General features: G+C 45.9%; 18 protein-coding genes, 3 tRNA genes and 1 pseudogene. 7 read left to right on the top strand and 15 right to left on the bottom strand.

The window, feature by feature from the left end:
* Positions 1-7 precede the first annotated feature (7 nt).
* The 6 genes from G7Y39_RS07980 to G7Y39_RS08005 all read right to left on the bottom strand — a co-directional run bounded on the left by G7Y39_RS07980 (position 8) and on the right by G7Y39_RS08005 (position 5,225).
* Positions 8-688, bottom strand: a complete 681-nt coding sequence (locus tag G7Y39_RS07980; protein WP_165156774.1) for a helix-turn-helix transcriptional regulator — start codon at positions 686-688, stop codon at positions 8-10.
* A gap of 25 nt (positions 689-713) precedes the next feature.
* The gene (locus G7Y39_RS07985) at positions 714-1,652 is read right to left on the bottom strand and encodes a sugar phosphate isomerase/epimerase (protein ID WP_165156748.1); all 939 of its coding nucleotides are present in this window, start codon (positions 1,650-1,652) and stop codon (positions 714-716) included.
* A 12-nt stretch (positions 1,653-1,664) separates the two neighbouring features.
* Positions 1,665-3,047, bottom strand: coding sequence for a Gfo/Idh/MocA family oxidoreductase (locus G7Y39_RS07990; RefSeq protein ID WP_165156749.1), 1,383 nt, complete (start codon positions 3,045-3,047; stop codon positions 1,665-1,667).
* A 17-nt stretch (positions 3,048-3,064) separates the two neighbouring features.
* Positions 3,065-4,642 (bottom strand): SUMF1/EgtB/PvdO family nonheme iron enzyme, encoded by a 1,578-nt coding sequence (locus G7Y39_RS07995; RefSeq protein ID WP_165156750.1) that lies wholly within the window; start codon positions 4,640-4,642, stop codon positions 3,065-3,067.
* Positions 4,643-4,841: 199 nt separating this feature from the next.
* Positions 4,842-4,914 (bottom strand) — tRNA-Trp (locus tag G7Y39_RS08000).
* A 237-nt stretch (positions 4,915-5,151) separates the two neighbouring features.
* Positions 5,152-5,225: transfer RNA gene (locus G7Y39_RS08005), tRNA-Pro, on the bottom strand.
* 205 nt (positions 5,226-5,430) lie between these two features.
* Here G7Y39_RS08005 and G7Y39_RS08010 point away from each other — a divergent pair.
* Positions 5,431-5,503 (top strand) — tRNA-Phe (locus G7Y39_RS08010).
* An 845-nt stretch (positions 5,504-6,348) separates the two neighbouring features.
* Here G7Y39_RS08010 and dnaK read toward each other — a convergent pair.
* From dnaK to G7Y39_RS08025, 3 genes are all read right to left on the bottom strand, one after another.
* On the bottom strand, positions 6,349-8,274 hold the full coding sequence (gene dnaK, locus G7Y39_RS08015) for a molecular chaperone DnaK (RefSeq protein WP_165156751.1): 1,926 nt from the start codon (positions 8,272-8,274) through the stop codon (positions 6,349-6,351).
* A 296-nt stretch (positions 8,275-8,570) separates the two neighbouring features.
* A complete protein-coding gene (locus tag G7Y39_RS08020; RefSeq protein WP_165156752.1) occupies positions 8,571-10,148 on the bottom strand; it encodes an Rne/Rng family ribonuclease in 1,578 nt (525 codons plus the stop codon).
* Positions 10,149-10,372: 224 nt separating this feature from the next.
* Complete coding sequence (locus G7Y39_RS08025) at positions 10,373-10,645, bottom strand: HU family DNA-binding protein (protein ID WP_005854607.1); 273 nt, start codon at positions 10,643-10,645, stop codon at positions 10,373-10,375.
* 189 nt (positions 10,646-10,834) lie between these two features.
* Here G7Y39_RS08025 and mutY point away from each other — a divergent pair, with 189 nt between their 5' ends.
* Genes mutY through G7Y39_RS08050 form a run of 5 tightly spaced genes read left to right on the top strand, consistent with a single transcriptional unit; the run spans position 10,835 to position 15,057 of the window.
* Positions 10,835-11,914 (top strand): A/G-specific adenine glycosylase, encoded by a 1,080-nt coding sequence (gene mutY / locus G7Y39_RS08030; protein WP_165156754.1) that lies wholly within the window; start codon positions 10,835-10,837, stop codon positions 11,912-11,914.
* A 48-nt stretch (positions 11,915-11,962) separates the two neighbouring features.
* Positions 11,963-12,472 (top strand): single-stranded DNA-binding protein, encoded by a 510-nt coding sequence (locus G7Y39_RS08035; protein ID WP_165156756.1) that lies wholly within the window; start codon positions 11,963-11,965, stop codon positions 12,470-12,472.
* 25 nt (positions 12,473-12,497) lie between these two features.
* Positions 12,498-13,850, top strand: a complete 1,353-nt coding sequence (gldE, locus tag G7Y39_RS08040; protein WP_165156776.1) for a gliding motility-associated protein GldE — start codon at positions 12,498-12,500, stop codon at positions 13,848-13,850.
* 6 nt (positions 13,851-13,856) lie between these two features.
* A complete protein-coding gene (locus G7Y39_RS08045; protein WP_165156758.1) occupies positions 13,857-14,438 on the top strand; it encodes a gliding motility protein GldD in 582 nt (193 codons plus the stop codon).
* Between the two features lies 1 nt (position 14,439).
* Complete coding sequence (locus tag G7Y39_RS08050) at positions 14,440-15,057, top strand: 4'-phosphopantetheinyl transferase superfamily protein (RefSeq protein WP_165156760.1); 618 nt, start codon at positions 14,440-14,442, stop codon at positions 15,055-15,057.
* 59 nt (positions 15,058-15,116) lie between these two features.
* Here G7Y39_RS08050 and G7Y39_RS08055 read toward each other — a convergent pair whose 3' ends face one another.
* The 4 genes from G7Y39_RS08055 to G7Y39_RS08070 are packed head-to-tail and all read right to left on the bottom strand — an operon-like array spanning position 15,117 to position 18,584.
* The gene (locus tag G7Y39_RS08055; RefSeq protein WP_165156762.1) at positions 15,117-15,860 is read right to left on the bottom strand and encodes a shikimate dehydrogenase; all 744 of its coding nucleotides are present in this window, start codon (positions 15,858-15,860) and stop codon (positions 15,117-15,119) included.
* Positions 15,861-15,874: 14 nt separating this feature from the next.
* Positions 15,875-16,618, bottom strand: a complete 744-nt coding sequence (gene ubiE, locus G7Y39_RS08060; RefSeq protein ID WP_165156764.1) for a bifunctional demethylmenaquinone methyltransferase/2-methoxy-6-polyprenyl-1,4-benzoquinol methylase UbiE — start codon at positions 16,616-16,618, stop codon at positions 15,875-15,877.
* Between the two features lie 11 nt (positions 16,619-16,629).
* Positions 16,630-17,580, bottom strand: coding sequence for a phosphoribosylaminoimidazolesuccinocarboxamide synthase (locus G7Y39_RS08065; protein WP_165156766.1), 951 nt, complete (start codon positions 17,578-17,580; stop codon positions 16,630-16,632).
* 11 nt (positions 17,581-17,591) lie between these two features.
* Positions 17,592-18,584, bottom strand: a complete 993-nt coding sequence (locus G7Y39_RS08070) for a PhoH family protein (protein WP_165156768.1) — start codon at positions 18,582-18,584, stop codon at positions 17,592-17,594.
* A gap of 223 nt (positions 18,585-18,807) precedes the next feature.
* Here G7Y39_RS08070 and G7Y39_RS08075 point away from each other — a divergent pair, with 223 nt between their 5' ends.
* A complete protein-coding gene (locus G7Y39_RS08075) occupies positions 18,808-19,467 on the top strand; it encodes a DUF5715 family protein (protein ID WP_165156770.1) in 660 nt (219 codons plus the stop codon).
* 82 nt (positions 19,468-19,549) lie between these two features.
* Here G7Y39_RS08075 and G7Y39_RS08080 read toward each other — a convergent pair whose 3' ends face one another.
* Positions 19,550-20,356 carry a helix-turn-helix domain-containing protein gene (locus G7Y39_RS08080; RefSeq protein ID WP_165156772.1) on the bottom strand — a complete coding sequence of 269 codons (807 nt, stop codon included), beginning with the start codon at positions 20,354-20,356 and terminating at the stop codon, positions 19,550-19,552.
* Positions 20,357-20,483: 127 nt separating this feature from the next.
* A pseudogene (locus G7Y39_RS13665) lies at positions 20,484-20,848 on the bottom strand (IS4 family transposase); the annotation flags it as partial.

The raw sequence follows: 20,848 nt of genomic DNA on the forward strand, positions 1-20,848 counted from the left end.
CAGATCGTTATAATTTTTCCATGGCCGAGACCATGGGGGTAAGGATTCGATACCGAATCCGGTTGTGTTGCTTGATGTCTTTTTCCAGGCTACAGATGGAGAAGAGGACGGCATAACATAAATTCTCGTCGTAATCTCCCGAAAGATGCTTGACCATGATACTTTTTAAGTCGGCCAAGAGAGCCTCGATGGTATCTTCCGAACGTTGCTCGGAGGTGATTTGCAATCCCTCGATCGTTCTCGCCGGTTCTTCCCCCGTTTTTTTACTTAACGACATGCAGTAGGGGAACCAGATCGTATCATCTTTCTCGATGCGGGCGATAAGTTCTTCCTTGAACGAGGAGAAGAAGCGTCCTATCAATCCAAGAGTAGGATTGCTGGGCGTACTCATCGAGATGAAGGAGCCTAGATGGCGTTCTATGTTGGGAAGCTGATAACGTAAATAGTATTGGTTCGTCTGTGTCAGGTAATCGATGATCTGCGATGTATGAAAAGTTTGTAATTTCTGCATCGGAAAATACTCTTCGTTGAGGAATGTATTGATTACCGTCAGTAAAAAGTCCGTATCTAGCGAATGTTCTTCACAGAGCATCTTCACCGATTTGTCGCCAAGTCCGAGGCGAATCCCAAAACGGTTGATTACGGGAATGAGTGAGGGGTGTTCTTCCACCACCTCACTCAATTGCATATTGGGGTACACTAAAGGCATCTTATCAAGCTTGTTCCCATTGTTCACGTAATAACTTGACGGCGGCGGGGACTACCACGTTGCGGTCGCCCTGACATCCGCACTCGAAGCTTACGTAGTTGTTATAACCAATCATTTTCAATCCCTTGAAACCATTGATATAGTTATCGGCATCTCCATCCTCACCCGGCATGCTACGACGTTTGCGGCTGGCCACGTGTACGTGTTGGAGAAACTCTCCTGCGGAGATAAAGGCTCCCATATCAGAGGTCTCTTCCCATGTCATATGCCAGAAGTCGCCCATGCAGCGTACGCCCGGATTATTGATATCCCGGCATAAAGAAGCGGCGTCGGCTACTTGACGTAGATAAAAACACTCTTTTCGGTTCAAAGGCTCAAAAATGACGCTAGTCCCGTGCTGGGCGGCGAAGGTTCCCATCTCGTTGAATTGCTCGCAAAGGAAATCCCGTGTTTCCATCGTATGAGGCAAGGCGGGGACTTGGCCATTAAAGGCGGGGACGATAATCACGCCTGTAGAACCTAATTCACCGGCTGCGGCGATGATCTCTTTCATCGTATCCATGCATTCCTTGCGGATGGCTGGATCGGTAGAGAGAATAAAGCCTTTGAAGCCGGCGCAGATGGCACTCACTTTGATATTACGCCCGTTTAAGGCCTGCTTGATCTCGTTTACCCGTCCGGCTAATCCTCCGCCACTCGGCTCGAAACCAACAACGCCCAACTTCTCCATAAAATCAAGTTTCTCATTCAAACTTTCACCGGGGGCGATGCCTTCTTGGAAAGAAAGCTTTAACTCAAGATCCTTGCCGGGCTTCTCGCCTCCTTTTTCTCCTTCGGCAGTGCTTGCCGGTTTGGAGGAGCAGGAGGCCAAGACCGCACTACCTACTGCTAAAGCGGCACCGGATAAGGAGGTTCTTAAAAAATTTCTTCTATTTAATGTCATAAACAATCTGGTTTATTTCTTGTCGATTGGTTTACCCGGAACAGGAACGACGAAGCCGCTCATATCCATCTTCCCTAAGTTCAAATCTTTCGGAGTGTAATCCAAAGCAGAGGTAGTCATGGCATCCCAAGTGGTCTCGGCACCCGTGTAAGCGGACTCGCGACCCATGATCGCTGCCATATTGGCGATAGCGGTCTCGGAAGCTTGCTCGATTTGTTTGCCACCACGGATGCAGTTGATCCAGTTTACATGCTCTAGTGTATACGGGTCGGTTTGCTTGAAGTTCGCTTTTTCAGCCTCGCTATCATATTTCCAGATAACGTTTCCTGCCAAATCCTTGATCTCCATCGTGTCACTGTTCCATGACCCCTTGGTCCCTTGGATGAATTCGCTTACATTATTCGCGCAACCGTCTACCTGGCGGCACATACTATGCATATGGATACCATTTTCCATTGTGAAATCAACGCTGAAGTTATCATATTGGTCGCCGGTGATACGACGGTGGCGAGAACCGAAACCTACAGCCTTGACCGGCTTTAAGCCGCTGAACCAAGTGAATACATCTATATTATGTACGTGTTGCTCTACGATATGGTCGCCGGAAAGCCATTTCCAGTTTACCCAGTCCTTGATCATATATTCGCAATCGTTCCATCCCGGTTGACGGTCGCGATACCAAAGCATATTTTGGTTCCAGTAAACCGTACCGCCCGTGATCTCACCGATCAATCCTTCCATGATCTTCTTGTAAGACTCAACATAACTACGTTGGTGATGGCGTTGAGTACCGGTTACGACACACAAGTTCTTTGCCGCGGCTTGTTTCGCGGTAGCCATGATGGTACGGTAACCAACCGGATCCACGCAGATCGGCTTCTCCAAGAAAGAATGTTTGCCTTTCTCTGTCGCATATTGGAAATGCACAGGGCGGAATACGGGAGGCGTGGCGACGATCACTACATCTACTCCGCTATCGATCACTTGCTTGTACGCATCCAAGCCAACGAAACGTTTGTCAGCCGGTACATCTATTCCCTTTTCGTCTTTTAATTTCTTTGCCAAATCGTCGACACGTTCTTGGAATGTATCGCCTAAAGCTGCGATCGTAACGCCGTTCGCAGCATTCAAGAAGTTAAAAGCGGCTCCGGAACCACGTCCGCCACAACCGATTACACCGGCTTTTAGTTCTTTTCCATCAGTTGCCAGATCGGGTAATTCGGGTACGTAATAAGTGCCGGGTTCTTTCAAGGGCTTTGTCGTGTTCGCACTTTCACCTCCACCACAAGAAGTTAATACACCCACTGTACTGCCTGTTCCAATTGCTCCAAGCGCACCCGCCAGGGCTGAACTTTTCAGAAATGATCTTCTGCTAATGTTGTTCTCTTTTTTCATGATATTATCTTTAAACACTATTTATTAGGTTCACATACAACACGGAAACCGATCCCTCTGATATCGGAGTACCACCAGATACTCTTCGGCTGCTGCGGATCGGTTTTTAACCAAGCTTCATGTTTGGTATAATCACGGGAAGCGCAGCGAAGATCTGCTGCGTCGGAGGTGTAATTACCGCCTCTTACTACCCATTCTGTACCTTCGGTAACCAACGGATCTGTGGCGCTACTTCCGTTTTTAGCGTAAGCTTCAGGATCATACCTGTCGGCACAATATTCCATTACATTACCCAACATATTCTTTAAACCAAAGGGATTGGCTTTTACCAAACCCGGTTCTTGCGTCTTGTTCTTGCTGTTCTTGCTATAAATCACATAAGAACCGATACTATCTGTCTTAGCGTCGAAAAAATTACGCCAGAAGCCTTGATCGGAGAAGTCTTTTGGATTGCCCGTAAAGAAATAAGGTGTTTCCGTGCCGCCGCGTGCCGCATATTCCCATTCCGCCTCGGTCGGTAAGCGATAAAACTTTCCTGTTTTCTTGGATAACCATTGACAGTAAGTTTCAGCCGCATAATGAGTCATTGTAATAGCCGGGCGATCTCCGCCGCCCCAGCCTTGATCCGGAAAACCGAACGGAGGTGTCGGGCCGGAAATGGCATCGACATTCGGATCACTGTTATTAGCGTATACGGTCTCCGGCGGGGTACGACCCTCGCTCATCGTATTCCCATAGAAAGCCCAGTATTGATCCCAAGTCACCTCGACCTCTGCCATAAAGAACGGACTAACGGTTACGTTGTGTACAGGCGACTCATCTGCTTTATGAAACGCCTCTTTCTCCTCACTACCCATTTTGAATGAACCTCCGGGGATGGCAATCATCTTGAATGAGACCATTGTTCCGGGAATTTGTTCTACATAGTCGGTAAAAGAGGTTACTGTAGCGGGCTCCTTAAAAAACAGACTGGTATCGGTCGAGGTTGCTCCGGATGTGTTTAGTCCCGGTATGCCAACCATCTTGGAGTGATTGTAGTTCGGATTGTAATGTCCTGCATCCAGATGGCAACTGATACATTGTAGATCTAGCTTTTTCTCATTCTCATCATAATATAAATGTGCTGTTACACCATCATCGGTAATTCCTTCGGGGAATAAGTTCTGATGGCACTCCTTGCAAGATTCATTGGGAATATATTTGACAGCGTGTTCCAACTCGGATTTCGTTTCCCAATTGAAATCTGCACTGTCCTTAGTCAAGTATGACCAAACATCTTTCACACCCAATTTTGCTTTTGCGCTATAATGTTTCCAAGTATTTGTTTGGGGTGGGAGGTGACAAGCCACGCAATGTGTCTTAACGCCGCTTCCATTATTTACATGTTTGGAAAGTTTCCAGCTGTTTTCTACGTGAGGATGTACGTGGCACATCATACAAGATTCATCTGTTGAGAAATATACAGATGTTTTATAAAGGGCGATCATAATCCCTGCTCCCAGGAATAATCCGAGGAACAGGATAAACGCCTTACTTTTGAAAAAACATTTTTTCCTCTCAGACGAGTATCGGTTTGAAAATTTGTTAGTTGCCATCTGTTTCTATGGTATACGATTTACACTAAGTCACGATTGGATCTAAAATCGGCAATAAAAGTAGTATATTCCTTTATATATTGAAAGAAAAAAGAGTTTCTTTAACGAAAAATATTGTCTTGTTTACGCTTTTTTATCGCAATGGAAAGAGAGAGGATAACAAAAACGGTAACGCAATGAATATGTGTTATCGTCCACGCACGGAAGGAGAGGCTCGAACTCCCGACACCTGGTTTTGGAGACCAGTGCTCTACCGACTGAGCTACTTCCGTATTGCGGGTGCAAAAGTAGTTTAATAATTTGAATATGCAAGTAAATGTGAGAAAAAATAGTCTGGGCGGAGCGCCTTGTTTTTTATTCTGCCGGTGTAGAATCCTACCAATCATGGGATTGGTTAATGTCCCGTTCACTAATTATCCAGGCCATTCCGTGTTGTGCGAATGCTGTGTAACTTAATATAAACAAGAAAGCCAAACATCTGACAACCAAATGTCTGACTTTGCTGCTTGTCGGGATGAGAAGACTCGAACTTCCGACCTCCACGTCCCGAACGTGGCGCGCTAGCCAACTGTGCTACATCCCGTCTTTCTGTTTTGTTGTATCGCTGTTTCGATTACGGGTGCAAAGGTATATATTGTTTTTGAACCTGCAAGAGAAAAGTGAATTTTTTTCTCAAAAAATGGATATTCTACTTTCTTGTAAAATTTTCTTTCAAAATAGTTGCTAGATTAAAAATAACGCCTACCTTTGCGCCCGTAATCGAAACAGCGATATGCAAACAACATGATGGTGCCATAGCTCAGTTGGTAGAGCAAAGGACTGAAAATCCTTGTGTCCCCGGTTCGATTCCTGGTGGCACCACTTTGAAGAGAGGCAATAAGCAGTAAAATCCTGATTCCTAAACGGAGTTGGGATTTTTTATTTCCTAACGGAACGCAAAATACGGCAGAAGGCTTTTTTTCGTATAAAAAGCATCTTAGGTCCATCCCTCAAGTATCTTAGGTGCGTTGGCAAAGTATCTTAGGTGCGTTGGCAAAGTATCTTAGGTGCGTGGCGCAAGTCTCCTAACCTACTTTTTGCTCAGCCTTCGTCGCATTGGGGACCTCGTGTGTTGCGGAGGTTCTTTGCGCTGGGTAACAATTTGATTCTTCTTAATAGTGCCCTTCCGCAAGTGTATTCACCGTATAATAACTCTCCAAAAGTCATTAAGCAAAACAACTTTTGGAGTGCGATGCTGTGAATCGCAAAATTTTGCCGATATTTGTATCATCAATAATTCACAGAACAATGATCATAGGGCGCAAACAAGAGCAGCAGGAACTTCTATCTGCATATCAGGCTGAGTATTTGGAGAGACCGGAGCATGCTGGGACAGCATGAGGGCTGAAAACGAGTGCCTAAAACGGCAATTCGCCGTTGGAAGGCATAGCTGATTATCAGTTGTTTGCATTTTTCGTTTATGGTATCAGGCCATAAAAACCGGAGCATGTTGGGACACTTTTGATGATTTTCGGTTATATTCTTCTGCAAAAAAGGATATAGCGGTGTTCCAAAAGGTGGAGCAAAAAGGTGTCTTGTCGCAAATAAGAGATAAAAAGCCTATAGAAAACACATAGCAACCATGAACCCCATAAACAAAAAAAGCGTGCAACTCATTGAGCCGCACGCTTTTGCTTGTTGTTTATTTTTCCGTTTTCTTATCGAAATTATTTGACTTCCTCAAAGTCAACGTCTGTAACGTTACCATCTTTATTGTTGCTGCTACCTGCGTTACCGCCAGCTTGTTGGCTGCCGAAGTTAGAGCCTGCTTGCGGGCCGCCCTGAGCTCCACCTTGAGCGTTGTACATCTCTTGGCTAGCTGCTTGGAATACGCTGTTCAATTCTGCCATAGCAGCATCGATACCTGCGATATCCTGAGCCTTATGAGCTTCTTTCAATTTGTTCAAGGCGCTTTCGATCGGAGCTTTCTTGTCTGCTGGAAGTTTGTCGCCAAGATCTTTCAACTGCTTTTCTGTCTGGAAGATCATGCTATCTGCTTGATTCAATTTATCGATGCGCTCCTTCTCTTTCTTGTCGGCCTCCGCGTTTGTGGCAGCCTCTTCTTTCATACGCTTAACCTCGTCATCGCTCAAACCGCTGGAAGCTTCGATACGGATACTTTGTACTTTACCGGTTCCTTTATCCTTAGCGGATACGTTCAAGATACCGTTAGCGTCGATATCGAATGTAACCTCGATCTGAGGGACACCACGCTGTGCGGCAGGTATTCCATCCAAGTGGAAACGACCGATAGACTTGTTATCTTTGGCCAAAGAACGCTCTCCTTGCAAGATGTGGATCTCAACAGAAGGCTGGTTGTCTACGGCAGTTGTAAACGTCTCGGACTTCTTGGTCGGTATGGTAGTGTTAGACTCGATCAATTTGGTCATTACACCACCCATAGTCTCAATACCTAAAGACAGCGGAGTAACATCCAGCAATAATACGTCTTTAACCTCACCTGTCAATACACCACCTTGGATCGCTGCACCTACGGCTACTACTTCATCCGGGTTAACTCCCTTAGATGGAGCTTTACCGAAGAATTTCTCAACGACAGCCTGCACAGCCGGGATACGAGTAGAACCACCTACTAAGATAACCTCATCGATATCAGAAGTCGACAAACCCGCGTCTTTCAAGGATTGACGGCACGGTTCGATACATGCTTGGATCAGACTGTCAGCCAATTGTTCGAATTTAGCACGAGTCAAAGTCTTAACCAAGTGCTTTGGAATACCGTTTACCGGCATGATATACGGCAAGTTGATCTCAGTGCTAGTTGTGCTTGACAACTCGATCTTCGCTTTTTCGGCAGCCTCTTTCAAGCGTTGTAAAGCCATAGGGTCTTTACGTAAATCCACGCCTTCTTCACGTAAGAACTCCTCTGCCAACCAGTCGATGATTACATGGTCGAAGTCATCACCACCAAGGTGAGTATCACCATTGGTTGATTTCACCTCGAATACGCCGTCACCTAACTCAAGAATAGAGATATCGAATGTACCACCGCCTAAGTCGAATACAGCGATCTTCATGTCTTTGTTCGTTTTGTCCAAACCATATGCCAAAGATGCGGCAGTCGGTTCGTTTACGATACGGCGTACGGTCAAACCAGCGATCTCACCAGCCTCTTTCGTAGCCTGACGTTGAGCGTCGCTAAAGTAAGCAGGTACTGTGATAACGGCTTCCGTTACTTCCTGTCCCAAATAATCCTCAGCGGTCTTTTTCATTTTCTGCAGGATCATCGCTGAGACTTCCTGCGGAGTATACAAACGTCCTTCGATATCTACACGAGGAGTGTTGTTATCACCACGCACCACCTTGTAAGGAATACGGTTGATTTCCTTTTGTACTTGGTCATAAGTCTCACCCATGAAACGTTTGATAGAGAATATAGTCTTTTCAGGATTGGTGATAGCCTGACGTTTTGCGGGATCACCTACCTTACGTTCGCCGCCTTCCACGAAAGCTACGATTGAAGGTGTTGTTCTTTTGCCTTCGCTGTTCGCGATAACAACCGGTTCGTTACCTTCCAATACGGCAACACAGGAGTTGGTTGTTCCTAAGTCGATTCCAATAATCTTTCCCATGATTGTAAATATTTTAATTGTTATTATTCATCGTCCGTCATCCTCCTTTACTGAGAGGATTCGTAAAGTATTCAACAAATGCCGTGCCAAAGAAGTTTGACTTTGAAAATAAATAACACGTGTCATGAATCGTGACATTTTGACGGTTATTCTTTCCGCTTTATACCTGCTTGATTTACAGCCGTGGTTCCGTATAGCTATCGGGCGTGCCAAGGACTTCCACCTGTTAGAATGAATACATGCTGGGCGAACAACGAAAGTAGGAAGAAAACTACTTCGTTTTCCTCCTACTCGATTTATTTGTTGATTATTTCCTTTTTTTCTTTCATGTCAAGCTCATTCTTGTCGGTGTCAAAGAATTTGTATTCAAGAAAGGCGAGACTTTGGTTGGGAATAACTTTTAAACCATGTGTGTACTTCATTTTCCACTTCATGCTTAAGGGGAGCAACCCCTTGTTCACATACGCTGCGACATACGGATGTACGTGCAGGGTGAATTTCTTCACGTGATGTTTGTTTACTAAGCAAGCTATTTTTTCTTCCAGGCTGTCGGTAAACAGGATGGAAGGCTTAACCGTTCCTGTTCCGAAACAGGATGGGCAGTCTTCAGACGTATCCACGTCCATTGCCGGACGTACCCGCTGACGGGTAATCTGCATCAAGCCAAACTTACTAAGAGGAAGGATGTTGTGTTTAGCCCGGTCATTTACCATTGCCTTTGCCATGTGTTCAAATAGCTTTTGCCGATTAGCAGCCTCTGCCATATCGATGAAATCTATAACGATGATACCTCCCATGTCTCGTAAGCGGAGCTGACGGGCGATTTCATCGGCGGCGGCTATATTTACGTCGATAGCTGTCTTTTCTTGGGCATCGCTGCCTTTGGAACGGTTCCCGCTGTTTACGTCGATAACGTGCATAGCTTCCGTGTGCTCGATAATCAAGTAAGCCCCACTCTTGTAAGTGACAGTTCGTCCGAATAGCGACTTGATTTGCTTGGTGACTGCGAAGTTGTCAAAGATAGGAAGCCCTCCCGTATATAATTGTACGATTTCTTCCCGTCCCGGTGCGATCAAGCTTACATAGTCGCGGACATTATTGTAGACCTCCTTGTCATTTACATAAATATTTTGGAAAGAGGGGTTGAATATATCCCGAAGTAAAGCTACGGTACGCGCCGTTTCCTCATAGATGATAGCTGGAGCTTTGAGTTTAGACACCTTCACGATATTATCTTCCCATCGTTTCACCAATGTCTTTAGTTCATGATCGAGCTCCGCAACACGTTTGCCCTCCGAAGATGTTCGTACGATAACACTGAAATTCTTCGGTTTGATGCTTTGGATTAGCTGACGCAAACGAGCCCGTTCCTCGCTTGATTTAATTTTTGTGGAGACAGATACTTTATCGGCGAACGGTATCAACACGATATATCTTCCGGCAAAAGAAAGCTCGGAAGTCAATCGAGGACCTTTCGTCGAGATAGGCTCTTTAGCGATTTGAACCAACACCTCTTGTCCTACTTTCAGCACATCGCTGATACTCCCGCTCTTTTCGATCTCCGGCAGAATCTGTATCTTCGACAGCACCGGCGCCTTTTTGGGATCGCTCAGCAATTGCTTTAAATATTTCTGTTGGGTACTGAAGTTAGGACCTAAGTCCAAATAGTGAAGAAACGCATCCTTTCTGTAACCGATATCAATGAACGCAGCGTTTAAGCCCGGCATCAGTTTCTTAACCTTACCTAGATAGATATCACCGACGGCGAACGAGACATTGCGAGCCTCCTTTTGGAGTTCCACAAGGCTCCTGTTCTCCAATACGGCGATAGATACCTCTTTGGGCTGTACATCAACTACTAATTCACTAATCACTTAAGATGTGTTTTTAAAATCAGACCTTATAAAATACGCAAAGAACAAACTTAAAAGGTCACTTATTAAGTTTGTTCTTTAGAGTCCGTTAGATAGACTTATTTCTTCTTATGTCTATTCTTCTTCAGTCTCTTTTTGCGCTTGTGCGTAGACATTTTATGTCTTTTTCTTTTCTTTCCGCTAGGCATCGCTTTAAAATTTTAAATTAAACGTATAATAATTAATTACTTAACTTCACCGATGAAAGTCTTAGCAGGCTTGAATGACGGAATGTTGTGTTCCGGGATGATGATCGTAGTATTTTTTGAAATATTACGAGCTGTCTTTTGAGCTCTTTTCTTAATAACGAAACTTCCGAAACCTCTCAAGTAAACGTTTTCACCTTGTGCTAAAGAACTTTTTACGATATCCATGAAGGACTCGACGCTTGCTAGCACTGTCTGTTTGTCGATACCAGTGCTTTTTGAAATCTCGCTAACAATATCTGCTTTAGTCATGTCTATAAATTAATTAATTGATTTTGACCTAGTAATTTTTTGGAATGCAAATATATAGCTTTTTATTTAAGTGGAAAAAGAATTGAGCTTCAATTTTTAAATAAAAAGATTCTTCTTGATTCGCAATATATATGTATGTTTGCGGTAATCAAATAGTTATGATGTTGAAAAGTAAGAAAGAAAGCCGTTATGTTACAGTCTGAAAGTGAGTTGGAAATCAGCCGGACATTGGTTGAGTGGTATGAGATCTATAAACGAGAGCTTCCTTGGAGGGAAACAAGAGACCCTTATACCATTTGGATATCGGAGATAATATTGCAACAAACCCGGGTTGTGCAGGGATTGGAGTATTTTTTGCATTTCACCGAACGTTTCCCGGATGTGGCATCCCTAGCGGCGGCGGAAGAGGATGAGGTGTTAAAATATTGGCAGGGCTTGGGGTATTATAACCGGGCTCGTAACTTACATGCGGCAGCTAAATCTATCATGGAACGGTTTAACGGTGTTTTCCCGGAGAATTATAAAGCGGTATTATCCTTGAAAGGTATCGGGGAGTATACGGCGGCGGCGATTGTCTCTTTTGCTTGGGATCAACCGTATCCGGTCGTGGATGGAAATGTGTACCGGGTACTTTCCCGTTTGTTCGCTATAGATACGCCGATCGATACCACGAAGGGTAAAAAGCAATTTGCGGAACTGGCCGGAATGATCTTGGATCGTAAGAACGCAGGGGCACATAATCAAGCGATCATGGAATTGGGTGCCTTGCAATGTGTTCCCAAAAATCCGGATTGTAGGGTGTGTCCGCTAAAAGATAAATGCATGGCATTTGTTTCCGGTAATGTGCAAGCTTATCCGGTGAAACAAAATAAGACGAAGATAAGGGATCGTTATTTCCACTATCTATACATCACATGTGAAGGACAAACTTGGATGAACAGACGGGGGGAAAAGGATATCTGGGCCGGTTTGTATGAATTTCCTTTGATCGAGACGGATCATGCGGTGGATTTTTCCGGTTTGTGTGAGACGCAATCCTTTCGTGACCTATTTGGGAGTGCAGGAATATTGAGTATCACCCAAGGGCTATCGAATGTCAAGCATACGCTCTCGCATCAAATTTTATACGCTTCTTTCTATCAAATAGAGATAGAGCGGGTCCCGGAATCCTTGGGAAATTACCTTTCCTTGCCTTGCCGGGATATTGAGAAGTATGCCGTTCCTCGACTGATACATATTTATTTAGAGAAATTAAACGGAAACTTGTGAGAATGATTGAATTTGTGTTTCTTTGTATGGTTATTAAGAATTTGAGCTATGTCATTGAATAAGGTTATATTGATCGGCAACGTAGGCAAAGATCCTGACGTTCGCTATTTTGACAGTGGTGCCGCTGTCGCTAATTTCCCGTTGGCAACTTCGGAACGTGGGTATACGTTGGCAAATGGAACGGTGGTTCCGGAACGTACGGAGTGGCATAATATCGTAGTTCGCAGGGATTTGGTTCCTTTCGTGGAGAAATGGGTACGTAAAGGCTCCGGTGTATACGTGGAAGGCAAGATCCGTACTCGTAACTACGATGACCCAAGCGGCGTGAAACGATATGTTACGGAGATCCATGCGGATCGTGTCGAGTTTTACAGCACGGGCTCCCGCCCGGTCGATGGTGGAAATACGACTGCGCAAGGCAGTAGTACGCAGCCTGATAAGGGACAAGGGCGATCGGCTCAACCGACCACGGCGCTAAATTCCGCTTATCAACAGCCGGTCGCCTCGCAGCCTGGCGCATTCTCAGAATCCAGTGACGCGGATGATCTCCCGTTCTGATATTGTTTAACTAATGCTGTTTCCCTTGGACTCGGGTTATTCTTTATCGGGCTTATTTGAAAACGTGACGGTACAGGCGTTGACAGCGGGTTCTGTGATCGCGTTAAGCCTTGCCTTTTTACTGCTGTTTGTTTCCGGCTTTGTGTCGGCCTCAGAGGTGGCGTTCTTTTCCCTAACTCCGAGCGATCTGAATGAGATTGAAGAAGAAAATCGCCCGGCGGATCCTGTTATCAAACGTCTCCTCGAACGTTCGGAGTATTTATTGGCATCTATATTGATCGCTAATAATTTTGTGAATGTGGCGGTCGTTATGCTTTGTACCTATGCGATCAACGCTTGGATTGATTTCTCGGCCGCACCCCTTCTAGGCTTTATGCTTGAGACGATTCTTTTGACTTTCTTGCTTTTACTTTTCGGGGAGATCATGCCTAAGATTTACGCACAGAAGAATTCTTTGCGCTTTGTTCGTTTCTCAGCCTCCACATTGAGAGGTGTGGAGCACTTCTGCCGCCCATTCTCGAAAATCTTGGTTAATTCCACATCGGTTATCAATAGAGCACTAGCGAAAAAGAAATATGATATTTCTGTAGATGAGCTCTCTAAAGCGTTAGAGTTAACCTCTACCGAGATTCCGGAGGAGAAGGAGATGCTGGCGGAAATAATCAAGTTTTATAATAAGACCGCTGATGAGATCATGACTTCTCGTCTGGATATGGAGGATATCGAGATTAAGATCAGTTTCCGAGAAGTGGTTGATTTTATTATCAAATCCGGCTATTCGCGCATTCCTGTATATTCCGAGACTGAGGATAATATAAAGGGTATCTTATATATCAAGGACTTATTGCCCTATATAGACAAGCCTGATACGTTCCGTTGGCAGAGCTTGATCCGACCAGCTTATTTTGTGCCGGAAACCAAGAAGATTGATGATTTGCTGGAAGAGTTCCGCACGAATAAAATTCATATGGCGATCGTGGTCGATGAGTTCGGAGGCACCTCCGGTATCGTGACGATGGAAGATATCCTAGAGGAAATTGTCGGAGAGATCTCTGATGAATATGACGAGGATGAGCAACAGTTCATCCGTTTGGCAGACGGTAACTTGATCTTTGAGGCAAAGATCTTATTGACGGATTTCTTCCGGGTTATCGATGCCGATCCCTCTGATTTTGGTAAATTGACGGAAGAAGTGGAGACTTTGGCCGGTCTTTTGTTGGAGATAAAGGGGGATTTTCCACGCCGTAGGGAGATTATAGATTATAAAGAATATCGTTTCCAAGTGCTGGAAGTGGATAACAGGAGGATATTAAAGATTAAATTTAATCGTATTCCAGAAGATACAGGGAATGATGAGAAAGGGAAAGATACGAGGTGAATGTTTATGAAATGGATAGCTGCTGTCATGGGAGGTTCTCTGCTTTTAGGGATATGCTGTATCTCGTGTGTGGAATATACGCCGAAGCCACGGGGCTATGTTCGTATCGAACCTCCGACGGCACAATATAAACCGCTTGATCTCAGTTATCTGCCTTTTAATTTTGATGTCTCTCAGGCTGTGGTCATAGAGGTGCCGGATCAAAAGACGGGTGTTATGGGCTTGAATATCTCGTATCCGGAATTAGAGGCTAAGCTTTATTGCAGCTATTTGCCAATTACTCCTACATCCGTGGTTACGGCAGAGGCGGAAAGCCGCTCTTTCGTCGCCCGCCAGATAAAGTCGGAGAATCGGATATCGGAGAAAGTGTATTCCAACCCTGCCGCGAACGTCTATGGCTCGTTGTTCCTTTTGGATGGAGAATCGGCTTCCCCGATACAATTCCTGTTGACAGATAGCGTATCGAATTTCTTCCGGGGAGCCTTGTATTTTGACTGTAACCCCAATGCGGATTCATTAGCTCCCGCTATCCAATATATCCGGAAAGATATCATTGAGCTTATACAAACCTTTAGTTGGAAAGAATAATATGGCCCTGCTATATAAACAATCCTCACCGCTGCATGGAGTCTGGAAAATGGAAGAAAGCTCTGATGAGCTTTTGGGCATGCTTGCGCGTAAAGCGGATTATTCTTCTTTTTTAGAGCGGGTATCGGCAGAGAAACGGAGGCAGGAACGTTTCGCCAGCCGGGTGCTTTTAAAAGAGCTTTTAGGAGAGGAGGTGAGGGTTGACTATCGTTCTACAGGAGCCCCGTTCCTCGCGTGCGTACCCTTATACATTAGTATATCTCATACGAAAGATTATGTGGCGGTAATCTTGGATAAGCATCCGACAGGGATCGATATCGAGTATCGTTCAGACCGGATCTTGAACATACGGAGCCGCTTTATGAATCCGGAGGAAGAGACGGGAATCGATCCGGAGCATGAGGTGGAGCACCTATTAATCCATTGGTGCGCCAAAGAGACCTTGTTCAAGGCAATCGGGCAGGAAGGGGTGGACTTTCAAAAGCATCTTCACGTGAAATCTTTTCCTTACTTACCGAGCGGGACGTTTACGGGACGGGAAACCCGGACCGAGGCATGCCGGGAATATGAGTTGGCGTATCAAGTCACACCGGAATATGTGTTGACTTGGCTGGGATAAACGTGCCGCGACCTTGGTCGCGGTACCACCGCAAGGCTGGTGCAGTAAAATTTCGCGCTTTATCTCTGCCAGATCTCCCAAGCCGAGAATGCTTGTAATAGAAGCATCTCCAAACCATTTTTCACAACGGCGCCTTTTTCCCTCCCTTTCTTCATAAAAAGGGTCTCGTCCGGATTGTAAAGTAAGTCATACAATAGATGATCCGGCGTAAGCAAATCGTACGGGATATTCGGACATGAGTCGATATTCGGGAACATGCCTAGGGGGGTCGTGTTTACGATCACCGTATATTGCTCCATGATTTTCGGTGTAATCTCGTCGTACGTGATACAAAATTCTTTCGGTTTGCGAGAAACCAGCGTGGCACCGACACCTAGCTGTTTCAGCCCGTGGAAGACTGCTTTCGACGCTCCTCCTGTACCAAGGATCAACGCCTTCCGGTGCGTTTCTTTCAATAATGGATCAATCGATTGCTTGAATCCGATAATATCCGAGTTATATCCCTTCAGTTTCAGTTTGCCGAAAAGACCTTTCGTGAATTTGATTACATTTACCGCTCCGATCTGACGGGCGTCGTCATCCAAATCGTCTAGATAGGGGATTACTTGTTCCTTATAAGGGATGGTCACGTTTAAACCGTTCAGCTCAGGGTTTTCTTTGATTACGTTCTTAATCTCCTTGATGGCGGGAATCTCGAAATTCAAGTACTCTGCATCGATCTTCTCCGCCTCAAACTTCTGGTTGAAATACGTTTTAGAAAACGAATGTCCGAGGGGATACCCCAGCAAGCCATATTTCTGCATAACCTTTTTATTGTTTATTCTTTAGATCCTGTATATAATGAGCAGATCCCGAAGGTAAAGGTTCGTACACGTGCCTGCTTGAAGCCTTGACGGGTGAGTAGATCCGTCATGACCTTTCCTTGAGGAACTACCTTGATGGAAGCCGGCAAATAATCGTACGCGGCTTTTTCTTTAGAGAGTAGACGCCCGATGAAGGGGATGACGGTCTTTGAGTAGATCCGGTAGAGTTGTCTCATGGGAAAATGTTCCGGTGTGGAAAGTTCCAAGATCATGATATGCCCACCGGGCTTCAATACTCGGTACATTTCTGAGACACCTTGCTCTATGTCCTCAAAATTACGAACCCCGAAAGCGGCGGTTACGGCATCGAACGAGCTTTCCTCGTAGGTCAAGGCCGTACAGTCCTGTTGCTCAAAGGATATATGCTCCGAATAGCCGGCGGCGGCTACTTTTTCCCGTCCCACCTCCATCATGCCTAGCGAGATGTCGGCACCGACGATATGGTCGGGTCGCAGCTTTTTGTACATGGAGATGGCCAAGTCTCCGGTGCCGGTAGCGATATCCAGTATCCTTTTAGGAGAGAAAGGACGCAGGAAAGCGATCCCTTTCCTGCGCCATATCCTGTCAATACCCAATGAGAGCGTATGGTTGAGCTGATCATACGTTCCTGCGATCGAGTCGAACATCCGTCTGACCTGCGCGCCCTTTCGTTCCTCTTTGTTATAAGGAAGTATTGTCTCAGAACCATACGGTGCCATTGTGCGGTATCTTATTTGTCCTGTAAATATTCGATAACGTTTTTCTCGATGCGGTTCAGCAAGTTGCCGGTTTCGCTCTTTACGAACGTCTCGCCCGTGATATGCTCGAACAATTCGATGTACCGGTTGCTGATTCCTTCTACGATCTCCGGTGTCATCTCGGGAACTTTCTGTCCGGATTTACCTTGGAAGCCATTCTTCATCAACCATTCGCGAACGAACTCCTTGGAAAGTTGTTTCTGCGGTTCACCCTTGGCAAAACGATCCTCGTATCCTTCTGAGTAGAAATAACGGGAGGAATCCGGGGTATGGATCTCGTCGATCAAATAGATCTTGCCGTCGCGATGGCCGAACTCGTATTTCGTGTCAACCAAGATCAAGCCACGTTCCCGGGCGATCTCGGTGCCGCGTTTGAACAAGGCCATCGTATAGTCCTCGAGAGCCTCGTAGTCCTCTTCCGAGACCAAGCCTTTAGCGAGGATCTCCTCTTTGGAGATGTCTTGATCGTGCTCTCCGATCCCTGCTTTTGTAGTCGGGGTGATGATGGGTTCGGGGAAACGTTGGTTCTCGCGCATACCTTCCGGCAGTTTCACGCCGCAGATCTCGCATACGCCGCTCTGATAAGCGCGCCATGCGCTTCCGCACAGGTAGCCGCGTACGATCATCTCAACCGGGAAACCTTGGCATTGGACGCCAACCGTTACCATCGGGTCCGGAGTAGCCAGTTTCCAGTTCGGGCAAATATCAGTCGTGGCGTCGAGGAACTTGGCGGCGATCTGGTTTAACATTTGTCCTTTGTAAGGAATACCTTCCGGCAAGATAACGTCGAAAGCGGAAATGCGGTCAGTAGCGACCATTACCAATACTTCGTCGTTGATGTTGTACACGTCGCGCACTTTCCCATGGTATATGCTCTTTTGTCGCGGGAAATTGAAGTCTGTTTTAACTAATGCCTTCTTCATGACTCTTACTTTTAGTTGTTGTCTATATTCGTTTTCTTCTCTTTTGCCTCTTTGCTCTCTCTCTTCCGTTTATCGTCGAACTTATCATAGGCCTCTACGATTCGTTGGACAAGTTTATGCCGGACAATATCTTTCTTGGTGAACTCAATCTTGCCGATCCCGCTTACGCCCTTCAATATTTGCATGGCTTGTATCAACCCGGACGTGGTAGAAGGCGGAAGGTCTATCTGCGTGACATCTCCGGTGACGATCATCTTGGCGTTCATACCCAAGCGGGTCAAGAACATCTTGATTTGATGCGTCGTCGTGTTCTGCGCCTCGTCTAACAGGATGACGGCATCGTTCAAGGTACGACCGCGCATAAACGCCAACGGGGCGATCTGTATCACGTTATTCTCCATATATTCCTTCAGCTTGGCCGCTGGAATCATATCCTGCAAGGCGTCGTAAAGCGGTTGCAGATAGGGGTCTAGCTTGTCCTTCATCTCTCCCGGCAAGAAACCTAGCTTTTCTCCGGCTTCCACGGCGGGACGGCTCAAGATGATCTTCCGTACTTCCCTATTCTTTAATGCTTTTACGGCTAAGGCGATGGCGATGAATGTTTTGCCCGAACCGGCGGGGCCTGTGGCGAAGACCAGGTCGTTGTTCTCGAAAGCCTTTACCAATAGCTGTTGATTCTCGGTGCGTGCGGTAATCGGCTTGCCGTTCATGCCGTGGATGATCAGGTTCTCCTGCTTCACGACCGCGGGGCCTTTTCCTTTGATAATATCCAGGATCACCTCTTCGGAGAGCGAGTTAAACTCCTCGCAGTATTTTTCCACCTCACGGATTTTCTTGAGAAAAAGCTCGGACTCATCCTCATCTCCAATCACTTTCATCACATTCCCTCGGGCGACGATACGCAATTTCGGGAACAATGTCTTGATCAATTGCATATTGGAGTTATTCACGCCGTAGAAAATCACCGGGTCTACACTTTCAAGAATATAAATTCTCTCAATCATCCGCTATTCCTTTTATTAAATTACGCTTCAAAAAAATGTGCTGTTTTTAGTATTCACCAAGTCGCGAAGTTAGTAATATTCTTTATCCATCGACGCAAAGGGAGCGGTTTTATTTCCTTGGGACACATCTTTCAGCCATCGCTCTGTCATTTGGGGAAAAACGGGTGGGTGTTAAGGGGTAATCTCGGATTTTTCCGTATGTTTGCCGGGTAAAACGGAGATCATGAAGATGAAGAGAATGTTTAACGTGATGTTGTCGCTGACCGTGATCCTGTCGGCGGCAGTTTTTTTCTCTTGCGAGGAGAAAAGAGGTGAATTGAAGAAGATCTGGTACGATGGAAGTTATAATCGCGATTTTAATGATTTGAATGACGTTCATTTGTCCGTCGCGAAGAAGATCGGTATAGCGCCTGTCTCCTCGCGGGAGGAGGCGGAGCACGCCTCCCGCGATATGGTAGAGATCGAGACGAACGACTATTACGAGGTCGAGGAGTTGACGCACTCCATCCCGTATCTGGTGCCGGAAGCCGCCACTTTGTTGAGCGATATCGGAAAGAACTTCCAAGACTCCTTGCGCAACCTGAACGCTTCCCTCTATAAGATAAAAGTGACGAGTGTGACCCGCACGGTAGCCGATGTCAAGAAACTGAAGAGAAGAAATTCGAACTCGTCGTTGAACTCAGCGCATCAATATGGGACGACGTTTGACGTGTCATGGGCACGCTATGCCAAGGTCGACGAGAAGGATACCTTGACTATTGACAAGGATCGTTTGAAAATGGTGCTTGCCTCTGTGCTCCGGGACTTGCGCAGGGCGGATCGTTGCTATATCAAGCACGAACGCAAGCAGGGTTGTTTCCATATCACGGCTCGTGAGCCGTGATATGTTTCCGCGAGGCGCGAAAGCGCTTCCTTTTTTTCGGAAGCCTTGTTGCCTATTTTTTTGGGGAAAAAGGAGATCTTGATCACCCGGAGAAATAATCAGAATAAGGAGCGCATAAGGAAAGATACTCCGTGGGGGTATAGCCGGAGAATAGCTTGAACTCTTTTATCAGATGTGACTGATCCGAGAACCCGCATTCGTAAGCCAATTGGGCGAATGAGATGGAAGAATCCTGTTGTATCTTGAACAAAGCCCGCTGCATCCTGACGATACGAAGAAACGCCTTGGGCGTGGCTCCTACATAACTCAAGAAAATACGGTTGAACTGTTTAGGACTCAGGCACGCGATTTCTGATAACTCAGGGATATCCGTTTTCGCCTGTTTATTGATTTGATAGAGGACCGCGGTGATTCGCTTTACGTTATAGGCATAGCCTTCAAACCGATAAAGACGGCGAATCAAAAACCGCTCAATCAAGCGGACGCAAGTCTCATGATCATCGGCCTCGGTCACTTTCCCGGATAGTATTGATAATTCCGGATCTTCCAGGGCATCCACCGCGATCAGTTTCCCATAAAATAAATCCAGGGGAAGTTGAAGGATGGCTCTTGCCGCGTACGGCTGAAAAACGACCGCGATCATCTCAATCCTTCCGGCCGACATCACATCTGAGAAGCCGAGGCATTGCCCGCAGATGAACGCCTGAGGTTGTGACTCTTTTTTCCCTACCAATAAAAGCCTTTTACCCCGATGAAATATCAGTTGTACGCAGCCCGTTGGCAAGGTCCGTTCTGATACAGGGACCTCCGCGTTATCTTCCAGTATCCAATAATGTTTTACATAAGGAGTTAATACATGAATAGGCTTTATGATCTCAAATGACTGCATTTTGTAGAAGTTAATTTATCGAACACAAATGGGTTATAGGCATCTTTCCTGTCCCCGAATTAGAATCGTAGAATGCGAGGCGGGGCAAAGGTAGGAAAATTATCGTACTCAAGTTTCGGATTTAGCTCTAAGCTGTTTGAGCATAAGCCTGTAGTGCCTCCAATCTCTTGTCGTTCATGATAAGCTGTGTCATGAGACATTCCTCTTCCGCCCCTGTAAGCTCTGCAACGACAGCCACGACCTCTATGATAATCGCCCATATTTTCTCGACAACGGTTAAATCGTAGGTCCCCGCAAATACGTCGTTGAACAGTCCTCCGATGGTTTCGTAGTCCAAACTTCTTTTCAAGGATGCCAGCAGGTTATAGCGGATCATCACCAATGAGACATGTGCCAGCTGTGAAGTGTAGTCGCGTGCGGAGCAATCGGCCAATCCCAGCAACCGTTTGCTGTCGGCAAAGAAAACCTCAATAGCCCAGCGCATAGCATAAA

This window comes from Parabacteroides sp. ZJ-118 (assembly GCF_011038785.1).
GTDB lineage: Bacteria > Bacteroidota > Bacteroidia > Bacteroidales > Tannerellaceae > Parabacteroides.